At 71.5% G+C, this 14,966-nt stretch carries 15 protein-coding genes; 5 read left to right on the forward strand and 10 right to left on the reverse strand.

Annotation, left to right across the window (positions count from 1 at the left end; all coding sequences use genetic code 11):
* Nucleotides 1–159: 159 nt before the first annotated feature.
* Nucleotides 160–855, reverse strand: a complete 696-nt coding sequence (locus ACZ5CW_RS19935) for a uracil-DNA glycosylase (RefSeq protein ID WP_468603048.1) — start codon at nt 853–855, stop codon at nt 160–162.
* 175 nt (nt 856–1,030) lie between these two features.
* On the opposite strand from ACZ5CW_RS19935, the gene ACZ5CW_RS19940 reads away from it, so the two are divergent.
* Nucleotides 1,031–1,747, forward strand: a complete 717-nt coding sequence (locus tag ACZ5CW_RS19940) for an RNA-binding S4 domain-containing protein (RefSeq protein ID WP_468603050.1) — start codon at nt 1,031–1,033, stop codon at nt 1,745–1,747.
* A 179-nt stretch (nt 1,748–1,926) separates the two neighbouring features.
* Here the strand turns inward: ACZ5CW_RS19940 and ACZ5CW_RS19945 are convergent, their stop codons facing one another.
* The 3 genes from ACZ5CW_RS19945 to ACZ5CW_RS19955 all read right to left on the reverse strand — a co-directional run bounded on the left by ACZ5CW_RS19945 (nt 1,927) and on the right by ACZ5CW_RS19955 (nt 4,245).
* On the reverse strand, nt 1,927–2,412 hold the full coding sequence (locus tag ACZ5CW_RS19945; protein WP_468603052.1) for a DoxX family protein: 486 nt from the start codon (nt 2,410–2,412) through the stop codon (nt 1,927–1,929).
* Between the two features lie 166 nt (nt 2,413–2,578).
* A complete protein-coding gene (locus ACZ5CW_RS19950) occupies nt 2,579–3,271 on the reverse strand; it encodes a class I SAM-dependent methyltransferase (RefSeq protein WP_468603054.1) in 693 nt (230 codons plus the stop codon).
* Nucleotides 3,272–3,333: 62 nt separating this feature from the next.
* Nucleotides 3,334–4,245 (reverse strand): acyltransferase domain-containing protein, encoded by a 912-nt coding sequence (locus ACZ5CW_RS19955; protein WP_468603401.1) that lies wholly within the window; start codon nt 4,243–4,245, stop codon nt 3,334–3,336.
* 194 nt (nt 4,246–4,439) lie between these two features.
* Here ACZ5CW_RS19955 and ACZ5CW_RS19960 point away from each other — a divergent pair, with 194 nt between their 5' ends.
* Nucleotides 4,440–4,736: a DUF6343 family protein gene (locus tag ACZ5CW_RS19960; protein ID WP_468603056.1), complete on the forward strand. Its 297-nt coding sequence runs from the start codon at nt 4,440–4,442 to the stop codon at nt 4,734–4,736.
* Between the two features lie 41 nt (nt 4,737–4,777).
* Here ACZ5CW_RS19960 and ACZ5CW_RS19965 read toward each other — a convergent pair whose 3' ends face one another.
* From ACZ5CW_RS19965 to ACZ5CW_RS19975, 3 genes are all read right to left on the reverse strand, one after another.
* On the reverse strand, nt 4,778–5,158 hold the full coding sequence (locus ACZ5CW_RS19965; protein WP_190017763.1) for a tetratricopeptide repeat protein: 381 nt from the start codon (nt 5,156–5,158) through the stop codon (nt 4,778–4,780).
* 69 nt (nt 5,159–5,227) lie between these two features.
* A complete protein-coding gene (gene coaE / locus ACZ5CW_RS19970; RefSeq protein WP_468603058.1) occupies nt 5,228–5,857 on the reverse strand; it encodes a dephospho-CoA kinase in 630 nt (209 codons plus the stop codon).
* Nucleotides 5,858–6,075: 218 nt separating this feature from the next.
* Complete coding sequence (locus tag ACZ5CW_RS19975; RefSeq protein ID WP_468603059.1) at nt 6,076–7,014, reverse strand: PAC2 family protein; 939 nt, start codon at nt 7,012–7,014, stop codon at nt 6,076–6,078.
* A 241-nt stretch (nt 7,015–7,255) separates the two neighbouring features.
* Between ACZ5CW_RS19975 and ACZ5CW_RS19980 the strand changes: the two genes are divergently transcribed.
* A complete protein-coding gene (locus tag ACZ5CW_RS19980) occupies nt 7,256–8,215 on the forward strand; it encodes a right-handed parallel beta-helix repeat-containing protein (protein ID WP_468603060.1) in 960 nt (319 codons plus the stop codon).
* Nucleotides 8,216–8,380: 165 nt separating this feature from the next.
* On the opposite strand, the gene rpsA is transcribed toward ACZ5CW_RS19980, so the two are convergent.
* Nucleotides 8,381–9,874, reverse strand: coding sequence for a 30S ribosomal protein S1 (rpsA, locus tag ACZ5CW_RS19985; protein ID WP_009322963.1), 1,494 nt, complete (start codon nt 9,872–9,874; stop codon nt 8,381–8,383).
* A 226-nt stretch (nt 9,875–10,100) separates the two neighbouring features.
* On the opposite strand from rpsA, the gene ACZ5CW_RS19990 reads away from it, so the two are divergent.
* Both ACZ5CW_RS19990 and hrpB read left to right on the forward strand, forming a co-directional pair.
* Entirely contained in the window at nt 10,101–11,075 is a 975-nt protein-coding gene (locus tag ACZ5CW_RS19990; RefSeq protein ID WP_468603061.1) for a class I SAM-dependent methyltransferase, read from the forward strand.
* 88 nt (nt 11,076–11,163) lie between these two features.
* Nucleotides 11,164–13,707: an ATP-dependent helicase HrpB gene (gene hrpB, locus ACZ5CW_RS19995; RefSeq protein ID WP_468603062.1), complete on the forward strand. Its 2,544-nt coding sequence runs from the start codon at nt 11,164–11,166 to the stop codon at nt 13,705–13,707.
* Here hrpB and pgfA read toward each other — a convergent pair.
* Nucleotides 13,697–14,689, reverse strand: coding sequence for a cell envelope lipid trafficking protein PgfA (gene pgfA / locus ACZ5CW_RS20000; RefSeq protein WP_468603063.1), 993 nt, complete (start codon nt 14,687–14,689; stop codon nt 13,697–13,699). The two genes, hrpB and pgfA, sit on opposite strands and share 11 nt — an antisense overlap.
* Nucleotides 14,690–14,716: 27 nt before the next feature.
* Nucleotides 14,717–14,851, reverse strand: coding sequence for an SPW_0924 family protein (locus ACZ5CW_RS20005; protein WP_400134884.1), 135 nt, complete (start codon nt 14,849–14,851; stop codon nt 14,717–14,719).
* Between the last annotated feature and the right edge of the window lie 115 nt (nt 14,852–14,966).

The following is a 14,966-nucleotide window of genomic DNA, read 5'->3' on the forward strand; positions in this document are numbered from 1 at the left end:
GACCGCGACTGCCGGTCGACTCGGTCACTGAGTGAGGGACGGTTGCGGATGCCGCGGTGATGTCCGCCGCCTGGAGGCGACTGCGGTGCGGCACAGGGCTGCGGCAAACCGGCCGCGTGCGGGGGCGGGAACGGGTGCGGGTACGGGTGCGGGTGCGATCTATGGCAGTCCGGCCGTGTCCGCCGCCGTGCGCAGCACCTCGCGCAGCATCTCGGCGGTGAGCCGGCCGGTGAAGGTGTTGCGCTGGCTGACATGGAAGCAGCCGAAGAGGTCGAGGCCGTCCAGGGCGACCCGGGTGCCGTGGGCGAAGGCCGGACGGGGTCGGGGCACGGTCCAGCCCGCCTCGGCGAGCGCGGGCAGCGCGGCCTGCCAGCCGAAGGCACCGAGGACGACCGCGGTCTTCAGCGTGGGACGCAGCAGCTTCAGCTCCTGGACCAGCCAGGGGCGGCAGGTGTCACGTTCGCCGGGGGTCGGCTTGTTGGCGGGCGGGGCGCAGTGCACGGGCGCGGTGACGCGGACGCCGTACAGTTCCAGGCCGTCGTCGACGCTGACGGAGGTGGGTTGCGAGGCGAGCCCCACGTCGTACAGCGCCTGATAGAGCACGTCCCCGGAGCGGTCACCGGTGAACATCCGTCCGGTGCGGTTACCGCCGTGCGCGGCCGGGGCCAGCCCGATGATCACCAGCCGTGCGTCGGCCGGTCCGAAGCCGGGCACCGGCCGTCCCCAGTACGTCCAGTCGGCGAACGCGGCCCTCTTGGTCCGGGCCACCTCCTCACGCCAGTCGACCAGGCGAGGACAGGCCCGGCAGTCCGCGACGCGCCGGTCGAGCCGGGCGAGGGCGCTGCTGTCGTCCATACCGCCACCGTATGCCCCGGCGACGTGGGCCGATGCGTCCACGCGGGGCCGGACGTGAAGGCGCAGGATGCCGAGGCGCAGGACACGGAAGCGCAGGCCTGGGGCGCCGGGTCGCTGTGTGCGGCGCCGGGAAATTACATCCGGCTCTCGCTCCGTGGGGCGTTAAGGTCGGGGCATGGCTTCCGAGGATGCGGACGAGAACGTGAACCGTGGGACCGGCGGTCCGGGCGGAACGGACCCCGCCCGGAATGCCGAGGGCTCCGGCGCCAGCCCCTCCTCCGATCAGCCGCTCGATCCCAAGATCGCCGCCGCGGTGGCCGCCGCCGAGGCCGCGGGGCCGGCCGGCGGTGAGACGGTCCGGGTCGACAGCTGGATCTGGGCCGTACGCCTGATCAAGACGCGTTCCCTGGGCGCCGCCGCCTGCCGTGGCGGGCATGTACACGTGAACGGCGAGCGCGTGAAGCCCGCCTACTCACTGCGCGTCGGCGACGAGGTGCGCCTGCGGCAGGAGGGCCGGGAACGGATCGTGATCGTCAAGCGTCTGATCCGCAAGCGGGTCGGTGCGCCTGTGGCCGTCCAGTGCTACATCGACAACTCCCCTCCGCCCCCGCCCCGCGAGGCCGTCGCACCCGCCGGTCTCCGCGACCGAGGCGCCGGGCGCCCCACCAAGCGGGACCGCCGCGAGCTGGAACGCCTCCGCGGTCTCACCGGCCCGACCGGCCCGACCGGCGCTGGAGGATTCGGCGGCTTCGCCGGACTCGGCGGCCCAGGCGCGCCGGGCACACCGGGCGGACCGGGAAGCACCCGTGGGGCCGGCGGGCCGGGAAGCACCCGAGGCTCAGGTGGGCCGGGAAGCCCCCGTGGATCCGGGGGGCGAACCCGGGGACGGTGATCCCGGCCGGGGTCCGGCATGGTGAATCCGGGCCGGGGCCCGGCACAGTGATCCGAGCCAGGGTCCGGCATCGCGATCCGGCCCATAGTCCGGCACGGTGATCCGCTCCGGCGTCCGACGCACCCAGTCCGGCGGCCGGGCCCCCGCGCCGGGCCGACGGTGTCGGTGGTCGGCCGGGGTCACCGGCGCCGCATCAGGCTCAGCAGCTCCCTGTTGTACCCGCGCCGGGTCCAGGCGATCAGTGCGAGCGGCACAATGAGGATGAGCGGGGTCGCCGCGTTGTGGCCGTCGAACGCGGTGAGCTGGACGATGAACGCTCCCACCATGAGCGCGCCGAGTGCCGTCGCCGCGACGGACTGCAGGACAGGGATCAACAGTGCCACGCCGCCGGCGAGTTCGAGCGCACCGATGGCGTACATCGCCCCGCTGCCCCAGCCGATCCGGTCGAAGGCCTCCACCGCCGACGGGTGCGCGATGAGCTTGGGCAGGGCGCTCGCGATGCCGTAGAACAGGGCGAGCAGCACCTGCACGGAGCGCAGCGCGATCCGGGCCCATCGCGCCCGGCCGGTGGTCGTGCCGATGGAAGCCGCGGGCGTCGCCATGGACGCTGTGGACGCCGCGGACGTCATCGTCGGGGAGCTGACGGGAGCGGTGGTCTCGGACATGAGGGTCTCCTGGTGAAGCGGTCCTGATTGCTCTCACCGAGATAGACCGGCCGCGGTCCGCGAACTCATCGCCATCCGCCGGCACAGTGCAAACCCGCGGTCTCGCTGGCCGTCCCCCTGAGCCGTCCACGGCCTCCTCTCCCGTCACGGCCGGCGCGACGGTCACCTATGCCGTCGGTACCGCCCTCACCCACATCCCGTCCGGTGTCAGATAGGCGTCCACCTCCAGTCCCGCCTCCGCCAGCGCCGACTCGAACTGCTCCTTGGTCAGAGGCCGGGACAGGAACGTCTGCGTCCAGACCACATCCGGGAACACGTACTCGGCCCGGACCGAGTCCACCCCGTCTCCGACCGGCTCCGCCGACGCGATCCGCACGGTGAAGCCGCTCGGGTCGACCCGCTCCCTGGGAATGTTCGTGTGATAGTCCGCGCCCTCCCGCTGGAGGAGCACGCAGCCGCCCTTCGCGACGTGCTTGGCGCAGGTGCGCAGCATGCCCCTGCGGACCTCCTCGTCACCGTTGTGCACGAGGAACGACGCGAGCATCACCACGTCGAACGTCTCGTCCAGGTCCAGGTCCTCGATCGGGCTGCATATCGTGCGCGCCCCATGGATCCGAGCCAGCATGTCGGCGGACTCGTCCACCGCCGTGACCGTGAAGCCGCGCTCCAGCAGGGGACGGGTCACCCGGCCCACTCCGCTGCCCAGCTCCAGGATGTGCGCCCCGGCGGGTACCGCCGCGGCGATGATGTCCGGCTCGTCGCCCACCGGCAGGCGCTCGTACAGCTCGACCGCGCAACCGTCCGGGGTGATCGCACCGGGTCCCGTGCCCTCGTATCCCTCACGCATCTCGACCGTCATGCCCGAACAACGGCCCACCGCAGCAAGCCCGTTCCCGTTCGACCGCGGTTCACTCGTTCGAGCTATCGGGCCCGGAACGGGAACCATCCGTGCCCGATGTACCAGTGGCCCCCGGACCGCAGGTGGTCCCCCACGGCACGCTCCACGGACGTGCGGCGGGGCAGCTCGCTCACCGGCAGGTCCGGATCCCCGAAGACGAACTGGACCGGCTCGGTGTCAGCCGGTTCGGTGTCTTCGCGGGCGACGCGGAACCTGTCCTGGAAACGGACGATGTTGGAGTCCGGGGGCAGGTACGCCTTCAACTGCGGGTCGAGCAGCCAGGAATGGCACAGCGCGGCCTCCGGGTGTTCCTCGGGAAAGTGCAGGGCGAAGAACTCACGGGCCAGCGCCAGGGAGCGGTCACAGGCGGACGGCGTGAGCGGTCCGTGGAAGTCGGGGATGTGCAGGTTCAGGCAGGGTGTGTCCGGCGCCGACCGGAGTCCGGCGGCCGCGAGCGCCGGTGCCGTGCGCTGACCGATCCGGGTCCGCTCGAACTGCAGCCTCCCCAGCTGGTACAGCTCGCCACGGAAGTGACGGACCAGCCAGCGCCGCGCCTGGACGCCGGCCCTGCCGTGCCTCCTGCGGTGCGCCGCGATGTGGCGGCCGAGGTCGGCCAGGGTGCGCCGGGAGATGTCGGCCGGGATCCCGCGTTCCCGGTGGTGGGCGAGGGTGTGCGGGAGCGCGGCGAGGAAGACGTACACGGGGAAGGTGTCGGTGAGTTCGGCCGGTGCGGCGGTGAACAGGTCGCCCAGGTCGGGGGTGCGGCCCAGGTCCCCCGGGTTCCGTAACAGCTCCTCGACGCACGCCTCCAGGAGCCTCAGCGTGCCCGGGTCACCGGTCACCCTGCGCCGCAGTGCGACCAGTTCGTTGACGTCCTCGTGCGGCACGGCCAGGTCGAGGAGTAGTTCGGGCAGGTCGTCGGCGTCCGGCAGCATGGGTCCCCCTTCGACGAACAGCACACCTTCGACGACCACCACGGCATCGACGACGGCACGGCTTCGACGAACAGCATCGCGCCGAGCACCGCCGCCCGTCGCCGTCGCCGTCGCACGTCACGCATCACGTATCGCGTCGAGCGTTGATGCATGTCGTCCTCGAAGAGTACGTTGCAAGGAGGAGTGGTGATCCGATGCGTACGGGCAGTGAACCGGCGACCGCGCGCAGTGCACTGCGGGCGCGCTTCTGGCTGAGCGTGTGGGGACTGGTCTGGGCGATCTTCGGCACAGCGGCGTTCGCGTTCACCGGGCACCCCGGCTGGGCGGCTGCCTGCGGGGTGCTGTGGCTGGTGGTCACCGCCGACATGACCATGATCCTCAGGCACATGCGGCAGGGCCCGCACTATCAGCCGGGCCGTGACATACCGCCCTACCGGCCACCGGAAGGCGGACCGCCGTACGCGGGACCGCCCAGGCACCGGCATCCGTGACGACGAGGACGCCGATCGAGGCCGAGGACGCGTGACGACGCTCAGTCGTCGAAGTGGGCCGCCTTCAGGTACTGCGGGTTCGGGTCGAGCGCGGCCGCCAGCCGAAAGTGGCGCTTGGCCTGATCCGGGCGGCCCTGGCGCTCATAGGTACGGGCGAGCGCGAAGTGCGCGAACGCGTTGTCCGGCTCGCGCTCGAGCACGATGGTGAACTCCAGCTCGGCGGGGCGCAGCTGAGCCGCGGCGAAGAAGGCACGCGCGCGGAGCAGGCGGGCAGCGGTGTTCTCCGGGTGCGCGGCGATGACTCCGTCCAGCAGCTTCACCGCACCCCGCGGGTCCCGTGCATTGAGCAGGTGCTCGGCGGCACGGAAATCGATGACATGCGTCTCCGGAGTACGTCCGGCGGAACCGCTGGTCTCGGGCACGGCAACATTCCTTCCCTCACTACGGCACTTCAACGCCCGCACGAGCGCGCGCTATTCCGGGCCGCCGCCTCACGGACGTCTGCCGTCGGGCTCCTCTCCTCCCCCGCGCACCCGTCGCGCGAGGTCGTCCCACACCTCTGCGACGCGTTTCCTCAGGGCGTCCAGCGGTACGTCGTTGTCGATCACGAGGTCCGCGATCTCCCGGCGCTGCTCGCGCGTCGCCTGTGCGGCCATGCGCGCGCGTGCGTCGTCCTCGGTCATGCCGCGCAGCCGGACCAGCCGGTCGAGCTGGGTCTCGGGGCTCGCGTCCACGACGACCACGACGTCGTAGAGCGGCGCGAGGCCGTTCTCGGTGAGGAGCGGCACGTCGTGGATCACCACGGCGTCGTCGGCCGCGGCGGCCTCCAGCTCGCGGGAGCGGGCACCCACCAGGGGATGGACGATCGAGTTGAGGACGGCGAGCTGGTCGGGATCGGCGAAGACGATCGAGCCGAGCCGCGGCCGGTCCAGGCTGCCGTCGGCGGCGAGGACGTCCTCGCCGAAGGCCTCGACCACGGCCGCGAGGCCAGGCGTGCCGGGCGCGACGACCTCGCGCGCGATGCGGTCCGCGTCGATCAGCACGGCCCCGTGCTCCACGAGCAGCCGGGACACCTCGCTCTTGCCGGCACCGATGCCGCCGGTCAGCCCCACTTTCAGCATGAGCGGAAGCTTAGGCCCTCCCCCTGACAGGGCCACCCCCGGCACCGGCGACGACCGGCAGGCATCAAACAACCACCGGCAGGCACCACCAAGCGCAGGCAGGCATCAACAAGCCCCGGCAGGCACCACCCAGCGCAGGCAGGCACCGGACGGCACCCGCACCGGCGCCTGCACCAGCCTCTACCAGAGCGCGCCCCGCCCCCGCGCGGGGCGCGTTCCTAGGCTTCGCCCTCTCGCTCCGCCAGGAACCGCTCGAACTCCCGCCCGATCTCGTCGGCGGACGGGATCTCCACGGGCTCGGCGAGCATGTTGCCCCGGGTCTCGGCGCCCGCCGCGGCGTCGTACTGGTGCTCCAGGCCCTGGACGAGCGCGGTGAGTTCCTCGTCGCCCTCCTGGATCTGCCGGTCGATCTCCGTCTGCGTGCGGTGCGCGTCCGTGCGCAGGGAGTGCGCGATGCCGGGGAGGACCAGTCCGGTGGCGGCCGTGATGGCCTCCAGGACGGTCAGGGCGGCGTCGGGGTACGGAGAACGCGCGATGTAGTGCGGGACATGCGCGGCGACGCCCAGGACGTCGTGCCCGGCCTCCATGAGGCGGTACTCCACCAGCGACTCGGCGCTGCCCGGCACCTGGGCCTCCTCGAAGGGGCTGCGATGGCCGGGGACGAGGTCGGTGCGGTTGCCGTGCGGGGTCAGGCCCACGGGGCGGGTGTGCGGGACACCCATGGGGATGCCGTGGAAGTTCACGGACAGGCGGACCCCCAGCCGCTCCACGATCTGGCGTACGGCGGCCGCGAACCGCTCCCACTCCACGTCCGGTTCGGGGCCGGACAGCAGCAGGAAGGGCGCGCCCGTGGCGTCCTGGACGAGGCGGACCTCGATGGCCGGGACCTCGTAGTCCTCCCAGCGGTCCCGCTTGAAGGTCAGCAGGGGCCTGCGGGCCCGGTAGTCCACGAGCCGGTCGTGGTCGAAACGGGCCACGAGCTGGTGGGGCAGTGAGTCGAGCAGCCGGTCGACGATCTGGTCGCCGGTCTCACCCGCGTCGATGTATCCGTCGAAGTGGTAGAGCATGACAAGGCCGGCCGACTCCTGGGCGAGCGCCATGTCGACCACGGCGAGGCCCTTCGGCTCCCATGCGTACAAACCCTGCGGATCAAGCACTGTGACCGCTCCTCCTCGTGTTCGTCATGGACAACGCGCCCTGGGGCGGGGGCATTCCCGTGCCAGGGCGCTGATCAGGCATCTCGTGCAGCACATCTTGACGGCCCGTCAGCTGGTTCGTACCTTCACGAGGGCGATGTTCACATACTCGTCCATTATTCATGCATGAAACCGCATGAAACCACGTGAGATCGCACGAGACCGCATGAGACCACGTTCGTACGACAGGAGGGCACCCCCCATGCACACGCGCACGCTGCTCACCTCCCTGCTCGCCGCGACCACCGCCACCGGCGGTCTGCTCCTCTGCGCCGGCCCCGCTCCGGCGGCCTCGACCATCGAGGTCGGCTCCGTCGCACAGCTGAAGACCGCGCTCGCCGGTGCGAAGCCCGGCGACACGATCCGCCTGGCGGACGGCACGTACACCGGCAACTTCAAGGCGACCGCACCGGCCACCGCCACGGCCCGCATCACCCTCACCGGTTCCCCCAAAGCCGTACTCACCGCGAGCGGCGGCTACGGCCTCCACCTGAACGGCGCCTCCTACTGGACGGTCAGCGGGCTGACCGTGACCGGCGGGCAGAAGGGCATCATGATCGACACCGCCCGTGGTGTGGTCCTGGACGGGGTCACGGTGCACGGCCTGGACATGGAGGGCGTGCACTTCCGCAACTCCAGCACGGACGGCGTGATCAGGAACTCGACGATCTACGACACCGGGAACGACGGCAGGGGCATGGGCGAGGGCGTGTACGTGGGCACGGCCAACACGCTCTCCGACCGCAGCGACCGCATCCAGATCCTGCGCAACACCATCGGCCCGGACGTGGGCGGCGAGAACATCGACATCAAAGAGGGCACGACCGGCGCGCAGATCATCGAGAACACGTTCGACGGCAGCGGGCTGACGGGAGCCAACTACGACGACTCCTGGGTCGACGTGAAGGGCAATGACGTCCTCGTCCGGGACAACACCGGCAAGAACACCACGAACGACGGCTACCAGACCCACACCCAGCAGTCGGGCTGGGGCTGCGGCACGGTCTTCCAGGGCAACAAGTCGACTTTGACGAGCGCCACCGGTTCGACCCGGCTGGCGATCGACGTCACCAACTACGGCGACGGCTGCAGGACGACGGTCTACGGCAGCAACACGGTGACGGGCGGCAAGGGGCTGACGAACATCCCGGTGACTTCCTGATCGGGGACGCGCTGATCCCCTAGGGGCGCGGGGACCACTCGGCCGTCCCCAGCCGGCCGACGCCCGCAGGACTGCCCGCAGCCCAAGAAAACCCTGAGGGGCCGCACCTCGAAAGGTACGGCCCCTCAGCGACTATCGCTGTTGGCTAAGCCTCAGCGGCAGCGTTCAGCTCTGACCACCGGCCAGCTTCTCGCGCAGCGCGGCCAGCGCCTCGTCCGAGGCGAGCGCACCGGAGGTGTCCGCACCCTCGGAGGAGTACGAACCGCCACCCGACGCGGCCGGAGCAGCGGCCTCGCCACCCTCGGCGGCAGCGGCAGCGTCGGCCTCGCGGGACTTGATGACCTGCTGCTGGTGCTGCTCGAAGCGGGACTGCGCCTCGGCGTACTGGCGCTCCCACTCCTCGCGCTGCTTCTCGTAGCCCTCGAGCCAGTCGTTGGTCTCGGGGTCGAAGCCCTCGGGGTAGATGTAGTTGCCCTGGTCGTCGTAGGACGCGGCCATGCCGTACAGGGTCGGGTCGAACTCGACCGAGGCCGGGTCGGCACCGAAGGACTCGTTGGCCTGCTTCAGCGAGAGGCTGATGCGACGACGCTCGAGGTCGATGTCGATGACCTTGACGAAGATCTCGTCGTTGACCTGGACGACCTGCTCCGGGATCTCCACGTGGCGCTCGGCCAGCTCGGAGATGTGGACCAGACCCTCGATGCCCTCGTCCACGCGGACGAACGCACCGAACGGAACCAGCTTCGTGACCTTACCCGGGACGACCTGGCCGATCTGGTGGGTACGGGCGAACTGCTGCCACGGGTCTTCCTGGGTCGCCTTCAGCGACAGGGAGACGCGCTCGCGGTCCATGTCGACGTCGAGAACCTCGACGGTGACTTCCTGGCCGACCTCGACAACCTCGGACGGGTGGTCGATGTGCTTCCAGGACAGCTCGGAGACGTGGACCAGACCGTCGACGCCACCCAGGTCCACGAAGGCACCGAAGTTGACGATCGAGGAGACGACGCCGGAACGGACCTGACCCTTCTGGAGGGTCGTGAGGAACGTCTGGCGGACCTCGGACTGGGTCTGCTCGAGCCAGGCGCGGCGGGACAGGACCACGTTGTTGCGGTTCTTGTCCAGCTCGATGATCTTCGCCTCGAGCTCCTTGCCCACGTAGGGCTGGAGGTCGCGGACGCGACGCATCTCGACCAGGGAGGCCGGGAGGAAGCCGCGGAGGCCGATGTCGAGGATGAGACCACCCTTGACGACCTCGATGACGGTACCGGTGACGATGCCGTCCTCTTCCTTGATCTTCTCGATGGTGCCCCAGGCACGCTCGTACTGGGCGCGCTTCTTCGAGAGGATCAGGCGGCCTTCCTTGTCCTCCTTCTGGAGGACCAGGGCCTCGATCTCGTCACCGACGGCGACGACCTCGTTGGGGTCGACGTCGTGCTTGATCGAGAGTTCGCGGCTCGGGATGACACCTTCGGTCTTGTAACCGATGTCGAGCAGGACCTCGTCCCGGTCGACCTTCACGATGACGCCGTCGACGATGTCGCCGTCGTTGAAGTACTTGATCGTCTCGTCGATCGCGGCGAGGAAGGCTTCCTCGTTACCGATGTCGTTGACCGCAACCTGCGGGGTGGTGGCGGTGGTCTCGGTGCTGCTCGTCATGTGGGAAAGGGCTCCGGTACGGACATTGAAGTCGTAGGTACTGCTTACGCCGGGAGCCCGTTTCGCTCTGCAGAAGCCGGACAGCCAAGGAAGCGCCACACAAAACCGCTGGTGGCGCCTCGAGAACCGAGGGGACATACAACAGATGCGAGCGCAGCCTGCTACGTCTGAGGTGCGCAGGCTCGCAGCGCAACTTGTAGCATACGGGGGCAGCCGGACAGGGTCAATGCGCGAAGGCGCACACCCGGGGCGGATCGCCGCATTCCCGGCAGAAGAATCGTCCCAGGAGGCCACACGGGCCCGTGGGATCGCTTCCGCGACCGCCCCCCGGCGGGTTGGACGGAAGAGTACGACGAGGGAGCCGATCATCCAAGAGCCGGAAACGCACGAATCCGAAGGTCCCGAAGGGTTCGAGCCCGAAGCCACCCGGCGTGACGCCGACGTCGCGGAGAGTGCGCGGGCCAACCGGGGCTGGTGGGACCGCAACGCGGACGAGTACCAGATCGAGCACGGCACGTTCCTCGGTGACGACCGCTTCGTGTGGGGCCCGGAAGGCCTGGACGAGGTGGAGGCCGAGCTGCTGGGGCCACCGGAGGACCTGAAGGGCAGGGACGTCCTGGAGATCGGCGCGGGGGCGGCGCAGTGCTCGCGCTGGCTGGCCGCCCAGGGGGCCCGCCCGGTGGCCCTGGACCTCTCGCACCGCCAGCTGCAGCACTCCCTGCGGATCGGCGGCTCGTTCCCCCTCGTGTGCGCCGACGCCGGCGCGCTGCCCTTCGCGGACGGCTCCTTCGACGTGGTGTGCTCCGCGTACGGGGCGCTGCCGTTCGTCGCCGATCCGCGGCTGGTGCTGCGCGAGGTGCGCCGGGTGCTGCGGCCGGGCGGCCGGTTCGTCTTCTCGGTGACGCATCCGATCCGCTGGGCCTTCCCGGACGAGCCGGGCCCGGAGGGCCTGTCGGTGTCCGGCTCGTACTTCGACCGCACGCCCTACGTCGAGCAGGACGAGGAGGGCCGCGCGGTCTACGTGGAGCACCACAGGACGATCGGCGACCGGGTCCGGGACATCGTGGCCTCGGGCTTCCGGCTGGTGGACCTGGTGGAGCCGGAGTGGCCGGCCTGGAACACCTCGGAGTGGGGCGGCTGGTCCCCGCTGCGCGGGAACCTGATCCCGGGGACGGCGATCTTCGTGTGCGAGCGGGACTGATCCACTCTCCACTCCCTGCACGCGCGCGTGCAGGGAGTGGATCACGCGCGCGTGAAGGGCGTTCTCGGCGTCGTACGACACTAGGGGCGTGATCCGTTACGACGCCCTGGACGCGCTGCCCGTGCGTTCCGCCCTGCCCGCCCTGACCGACGCCCTGGAGGGGGACGGCACCGCCGTCCTCGTGGCGCCGCCCGGTACCGGCAAGACGACGCTGGTGCCGCTCGTGCTGGCGGGACTCGTCGGGGGCGGTCCCGCGCGGCGGGTGGTGGTGGCCGAGCCGCGGCGGATCGCGGCGCGGGCGGCGGCCCGGCGGATGGCCTGGCTGCTGGGTGAGAAGCCCGGCGAGAGCGTGGGCTTCACGGTGCGCGGCGAGCGCGCCGTGGGGCGGCGCACACGCGTGGAGGTCGTGACGACCGGTGTGCTGCTGCAGCGGCTGCAGCGCGACCAGGAGCTGGCCGGTGTCGATGTCGTCGTCCTCGACGAATGCCACGAGCGGCATCTGGACGCCGACACGGTGGCCGCGTTCCTGTGGGACGTGCGGCAGGCTCTGCGGCCCGAGCTGCGACTGGTGGCCGCGTCGGCGACCACGGACGCGGAGGGGTGGGCCCGGCTGCTGGGCGGGGCGCCGGTGGTCGAGGCCGCGGGCGTCACGCATCCCGTGGAGGTGCTGTGGGCGCCTCCGGAGCGCCCGGTACGTCCGCCCCACGGGATGCGCGTCGATCCCGAGTTGCTGGCGCACGTGGCGTCGGTGGTGCGGCGGGCGCTGGCCGAGCGGGAGGGGGACGTCCTGTGTTTCCTGCCCGGCGTGGGCGAGATCGCGCGCGTGAGCGGCCGGCTCGGGGACCTCGGCGAGGTGGACGTGCTCCAGGTGCACGGGCGGGCCCCGGCCGCCGTGCAGGACGCGGTACTGGCGCCCGGGGCGCGGCGCCGGGTGGTGCTGGCCACGTCCGTGGCGGAGTCGTCGCTGACGGTGCCCGGGGTGCGGGTGGTGGTGGACTCGGGGCTCGCGCGAGAGCCCCGGGTGGACCACGCGCGCGGGCTGAGCGGCCTGACGACCGTACGGGCGTCGCGGGCGGCCGGGCGGCAGCGGGCGGGGCGGGCCGGGCGTGAGGCGCCGGGGGCGGTGTACCGGTGCTGGTCCGAGGCCGAGGACGTCCGTCTTCCGGCGTTTCCGGCGCCGGAGATCAAGGTGGCCGATCTGACCGCTTTCGCCCTTCAGGCGGCCTGCTGGGGCGATCCGGACGCCTCGGGGCTGGCGTTGCTCGATCCGCCGCCGGGCGGGGCGATGGTGGCGGCGCGGGAGGTTCTCTCGGCCGTGGGAGCGGTGGACTCCGCCGGGCGGGCGACGGAGGTCGGGGGGCGGTTGGCTCGGCTGGGCGTACATCCTCGGCTGGGGCGGGCACTGCTGGACACGGCCGGTGAGGGGGCCCCGGTGGTGGCTCTGCTCTCCGAAGAGGTGCCGCGGGACTACGGCGATGATCTTGCCGGGGCGTTGCGGCGTGCCCGGCGCGGGGGTGACGCCTACGCGGGGCGGTGGGCCGCGGAGGTGCGGCGGCTGCGGGGCGTCGCCGGTTCTCCCCGTCCGCCCGTCCGGAGCCCTGGGCCGCGGGCGGACGTCGGGGCAGGAACAGGAACGGATGCCCGGTGGGCCGGTGCCGGGGAGGAGGCGCTCGTCGGGGTCGTCGCCGGGCTCGCCTTTCCCGAGCGGGTCGCCAGGCTGGACGGTGGGTCGTACCTCATGGCGTCCGGGACTCGGGCCGAGCTGTCCGAGGACTCCGGTCTGCGGGGGGCTCCCTGGATCGTCGTCGTGGTCGCCGACCGGCCCGGCGGGAAAGGGCACGCGCGCGTGCGGCTCGGGGCCGCCGTGCCGGAGGAGGTGGCGCGCGCCGCGGCCGGGGCGCTGCTGGCGGAGCGGGACGAGGTGCACTGGGCCGACGGGGAGGTCGTGGCCCGGCACGTGGCACGGCTGGGGGCGATCGAGCTGGCCGTGCGGCCCCTGAAGGGCGCCGACCCGGCCCTGGTGCGCGCCGCCCTGCTCGAAGGACTCCGGCGGGAAGGGTTCGGGCTGCTGCGCTGGTCGGCGGAGGCGGAAGGGCTGCGGCAGCGGCTGGCGTTCCTGCGCGCGCACCTCGGGGAGCCGTGGCCGGACGTGTCGGACGATGCGCTGCACGCGCGCGTGGACGAGTGGTTGGAGCCGGAACTGGGCAGGGCCCGGCGGCGGGGCGATCTGGGCCGGATCGATGCCGGTCAGGCGCTCGCGCGGCTGCTGCCCTGGGCGAGCGGGGATGCCGCCCGGCTGGACGAGCTGGCGCCCGAGCGGATCACCGTACCGAGTGGGTCCGGAATCCGGATCGACTACGGGGATCCTGAGCGGCCGGTGCTCGCGGTCAAGCTGCAGGAGATGTTCGGGCTGCGGGAGACGCCGGCCGTGGCGGGGGTGCCCGTGCTCGTGCACCTGCTCTCCCCCGCCGGGCGGCCCGCCGCCGTCACGGCCGACCTCGCCTCCTTCTGGGCGGACGGCTACAGGGGCGTACGGGCGGAGCTGCGGGGGCGCTACCCGAAGCATCCGTGGCCCGAGGATCCGGCGACCGCCGAGCCCACGCGGCACACCAACGCGCGGCTCAGGCGCTGACCGGGTCGGGCTCCTCCGTCTGCGTGGGTGCGGGGTCCTGTGGGCGGCGGGTGCGGGCCTCCAGGCAGAGGGAGAGCGTAAGGAGCAGCAGGCCGAGGGTCAGGGAGCCCCAGGGCACGTACGAGGTGAGCATCAGGACGAGGGTGCGGTTGTGCTTGACGAGGGCGACCGTGTGCTCGACGTAGTCCTCGCGCATCTTCACGTGTCCGGCGAAGGCCGTGACCTTGGCGCGACCGCCGAGCAGGGTGCCGCCGCGCAGTTCCTCCTGGTGGATCTCGTCGCCGTAGACGGGGGCTCCGGTGACCGGTTCGACCCAGAACCGGCGGACGGTGGTGTACCAGCGGGTGGTGCCCGTCCTGGCGACCGACTCCGGTGTGATGCCCTTGACGGGCATGGTCTTCGGCATCGGGACCTTGGTCCAGGGGATGGTCTGTTCGAAGGAGTAGACCTTCAGTCCGCGGAAGGTCCGGGTGCCCTTGTAGTGGATGGGGCGGGTGGTGCGGGTCTGCGCGTCGAAGTACCGGTAGTCCCGTTTCTGGGTCAGGAAGGGCCACTTGAACTCGATGCCGTCCCGCTCGACCGGGTCGCCGTCGACCGTCTCGCCGGTCGCGTGGACGGGATCCTGGCTGTGGGCGTCGAAGATGTAGCGCTCGGGGATGCGGGAGACCATCTTGCCGTCGGGGCCCTGGATGTAGGAGAGGCCGTCCCAGACGACGACCGGCCGTCCTGCCGTCCTCTCGATCCTCCTGGCGGCCTCCACGTCGCCCTTGAGGGTCTGCACGACGGTCACCTTGGAGACCTTCTTGGCGCGCATGGTGCCGTAGTCGAGGAGGGTGGCGCCCTTGGCCTCCAGGACCATGTCCTGGTACTGGTTCGCGGGGATCCTGGCCAGGCGCGGGAAGGCGTACCAGCGCAGCAGCGGGGACAGCGCCGCGCAGAACACGGCGCAGGCGAGCAGGACCAGGCTTGCCTTGCGGCGCATTCCGGCCTCCCTCCCGGACGGGTGCGGCTACGGGTGCGCGGGCACCGTCGTCAGCAGCGGTTTGGGGGACGTGCGGCCCGACGGCGAGCCCATCGCACTGATGGTGAGGACCAGGGCGAGCGCGAGGGCGAGACCGGTCGCGGCGGCTATCAGGGCGCGCATGCGGGGCCTCCCGGCGGACGGTCGGTGTCCTGACTGATTCCTGATGGGTCGTCAGGTCCCGCACCGTAGCAACGGGCGGGCGAGATGAGAACAGCGGTGCACGCACGAACGAGGG

It is taken from the genome of Streptomyces sp. NPDC031379, assembly GCF_055569615.1.

Excerpts from the sequence above, each read along its gene's own strand:
- ACZ5CW_RS19980 (WP_468603060.1), top strand. The coding sequence starts at position 7,256 with ATGCACACGCGCACGCTGCTCACCTCCCTGCTCGCCGCGACCACCGCC.
- ACZ5CW_RS19935 (WP_468603048.1), bottom strand. The coding sequence starts at position 855 with ATGGACGACAGCAGCGCCCTCGCCCGGCTCGACCGGCGCGTCGCGGAC.
- ACZ5CW_RS19990 (WP_468603061.1), top strand. The coding sequence starts at position 10,101 with ATGCGCGAAGGCGCACACCCGGGGCGGATCGCCGCATTCCCGGCAGAA.
- rpsA (WP_009322963.1), bottom strand. The coding sequence starts at position 9,874 with ATGACGAGCAGCACCGAGACCACCGCCACCACCCCGCAGGTTGCGGTC.
- ACZ5CW_RS20005 (WP_400134884.1), bottom strand. The coding sequence starts at position 14,851 with ATGCGCGCCCTGATAGCCGCCGCGACCGGTCTCGCCCTCGCGCTCGCC.
- ACZ5CW_RS19955 (WP_468603401.1), bottom strand. The coding sequence starts at position 4,245 with ATGCTGCCGGACGCCGACGACCTGCCCGAACTACTCCTCGACCTGGCC.
- ACZ5CW_RS19950 (WP_468603054.1), bottom strand. The coding sequence starts at position 3,271 with ATGACGGTCGAGATGCGTGAGGGATACGAGGGCACGGGACCCGGTGCG.
- pgfA (WP_468603063.1), bottom strand. The coding sequence starts at position 14,689 with ATGCGCCGCAAGGCAAGCCTGGTCCTGCTCGCCTGCGCCGTGTTCTGC.
- ACZ5CW_RS19960 (WP_468603056.1), top strand. The coding sequence starts at position 4,440 with ATGCGTACGGGCAGTGAACCGGCGACCGCGCGCAGTGCACTGCGGGCG.
- coaE (WP_468603058.1), bottom strand. The coding sequence starts at position 5,857 with ATGCTGAAAGTGGGGCTGACCGGCGGCATCGGTGCCGGCAAGAGCGAG.
- ACZ5CW_RS19945 (WP_468603052.1), bottom strand. The coding sequence starts at position 2,412 with ATGTCCGAGACCACCGCTCCCGTCAGCTCCCCGACGATGACGTCCGCG.
- ACZ5CW_RS19940 (WP_468603050.1), top strand. The coding sequence starts at position 1,031 with ATGGCTTCCGAGGATGCGGACGAGAACGTGAACCGTGGGACCGGCGGT.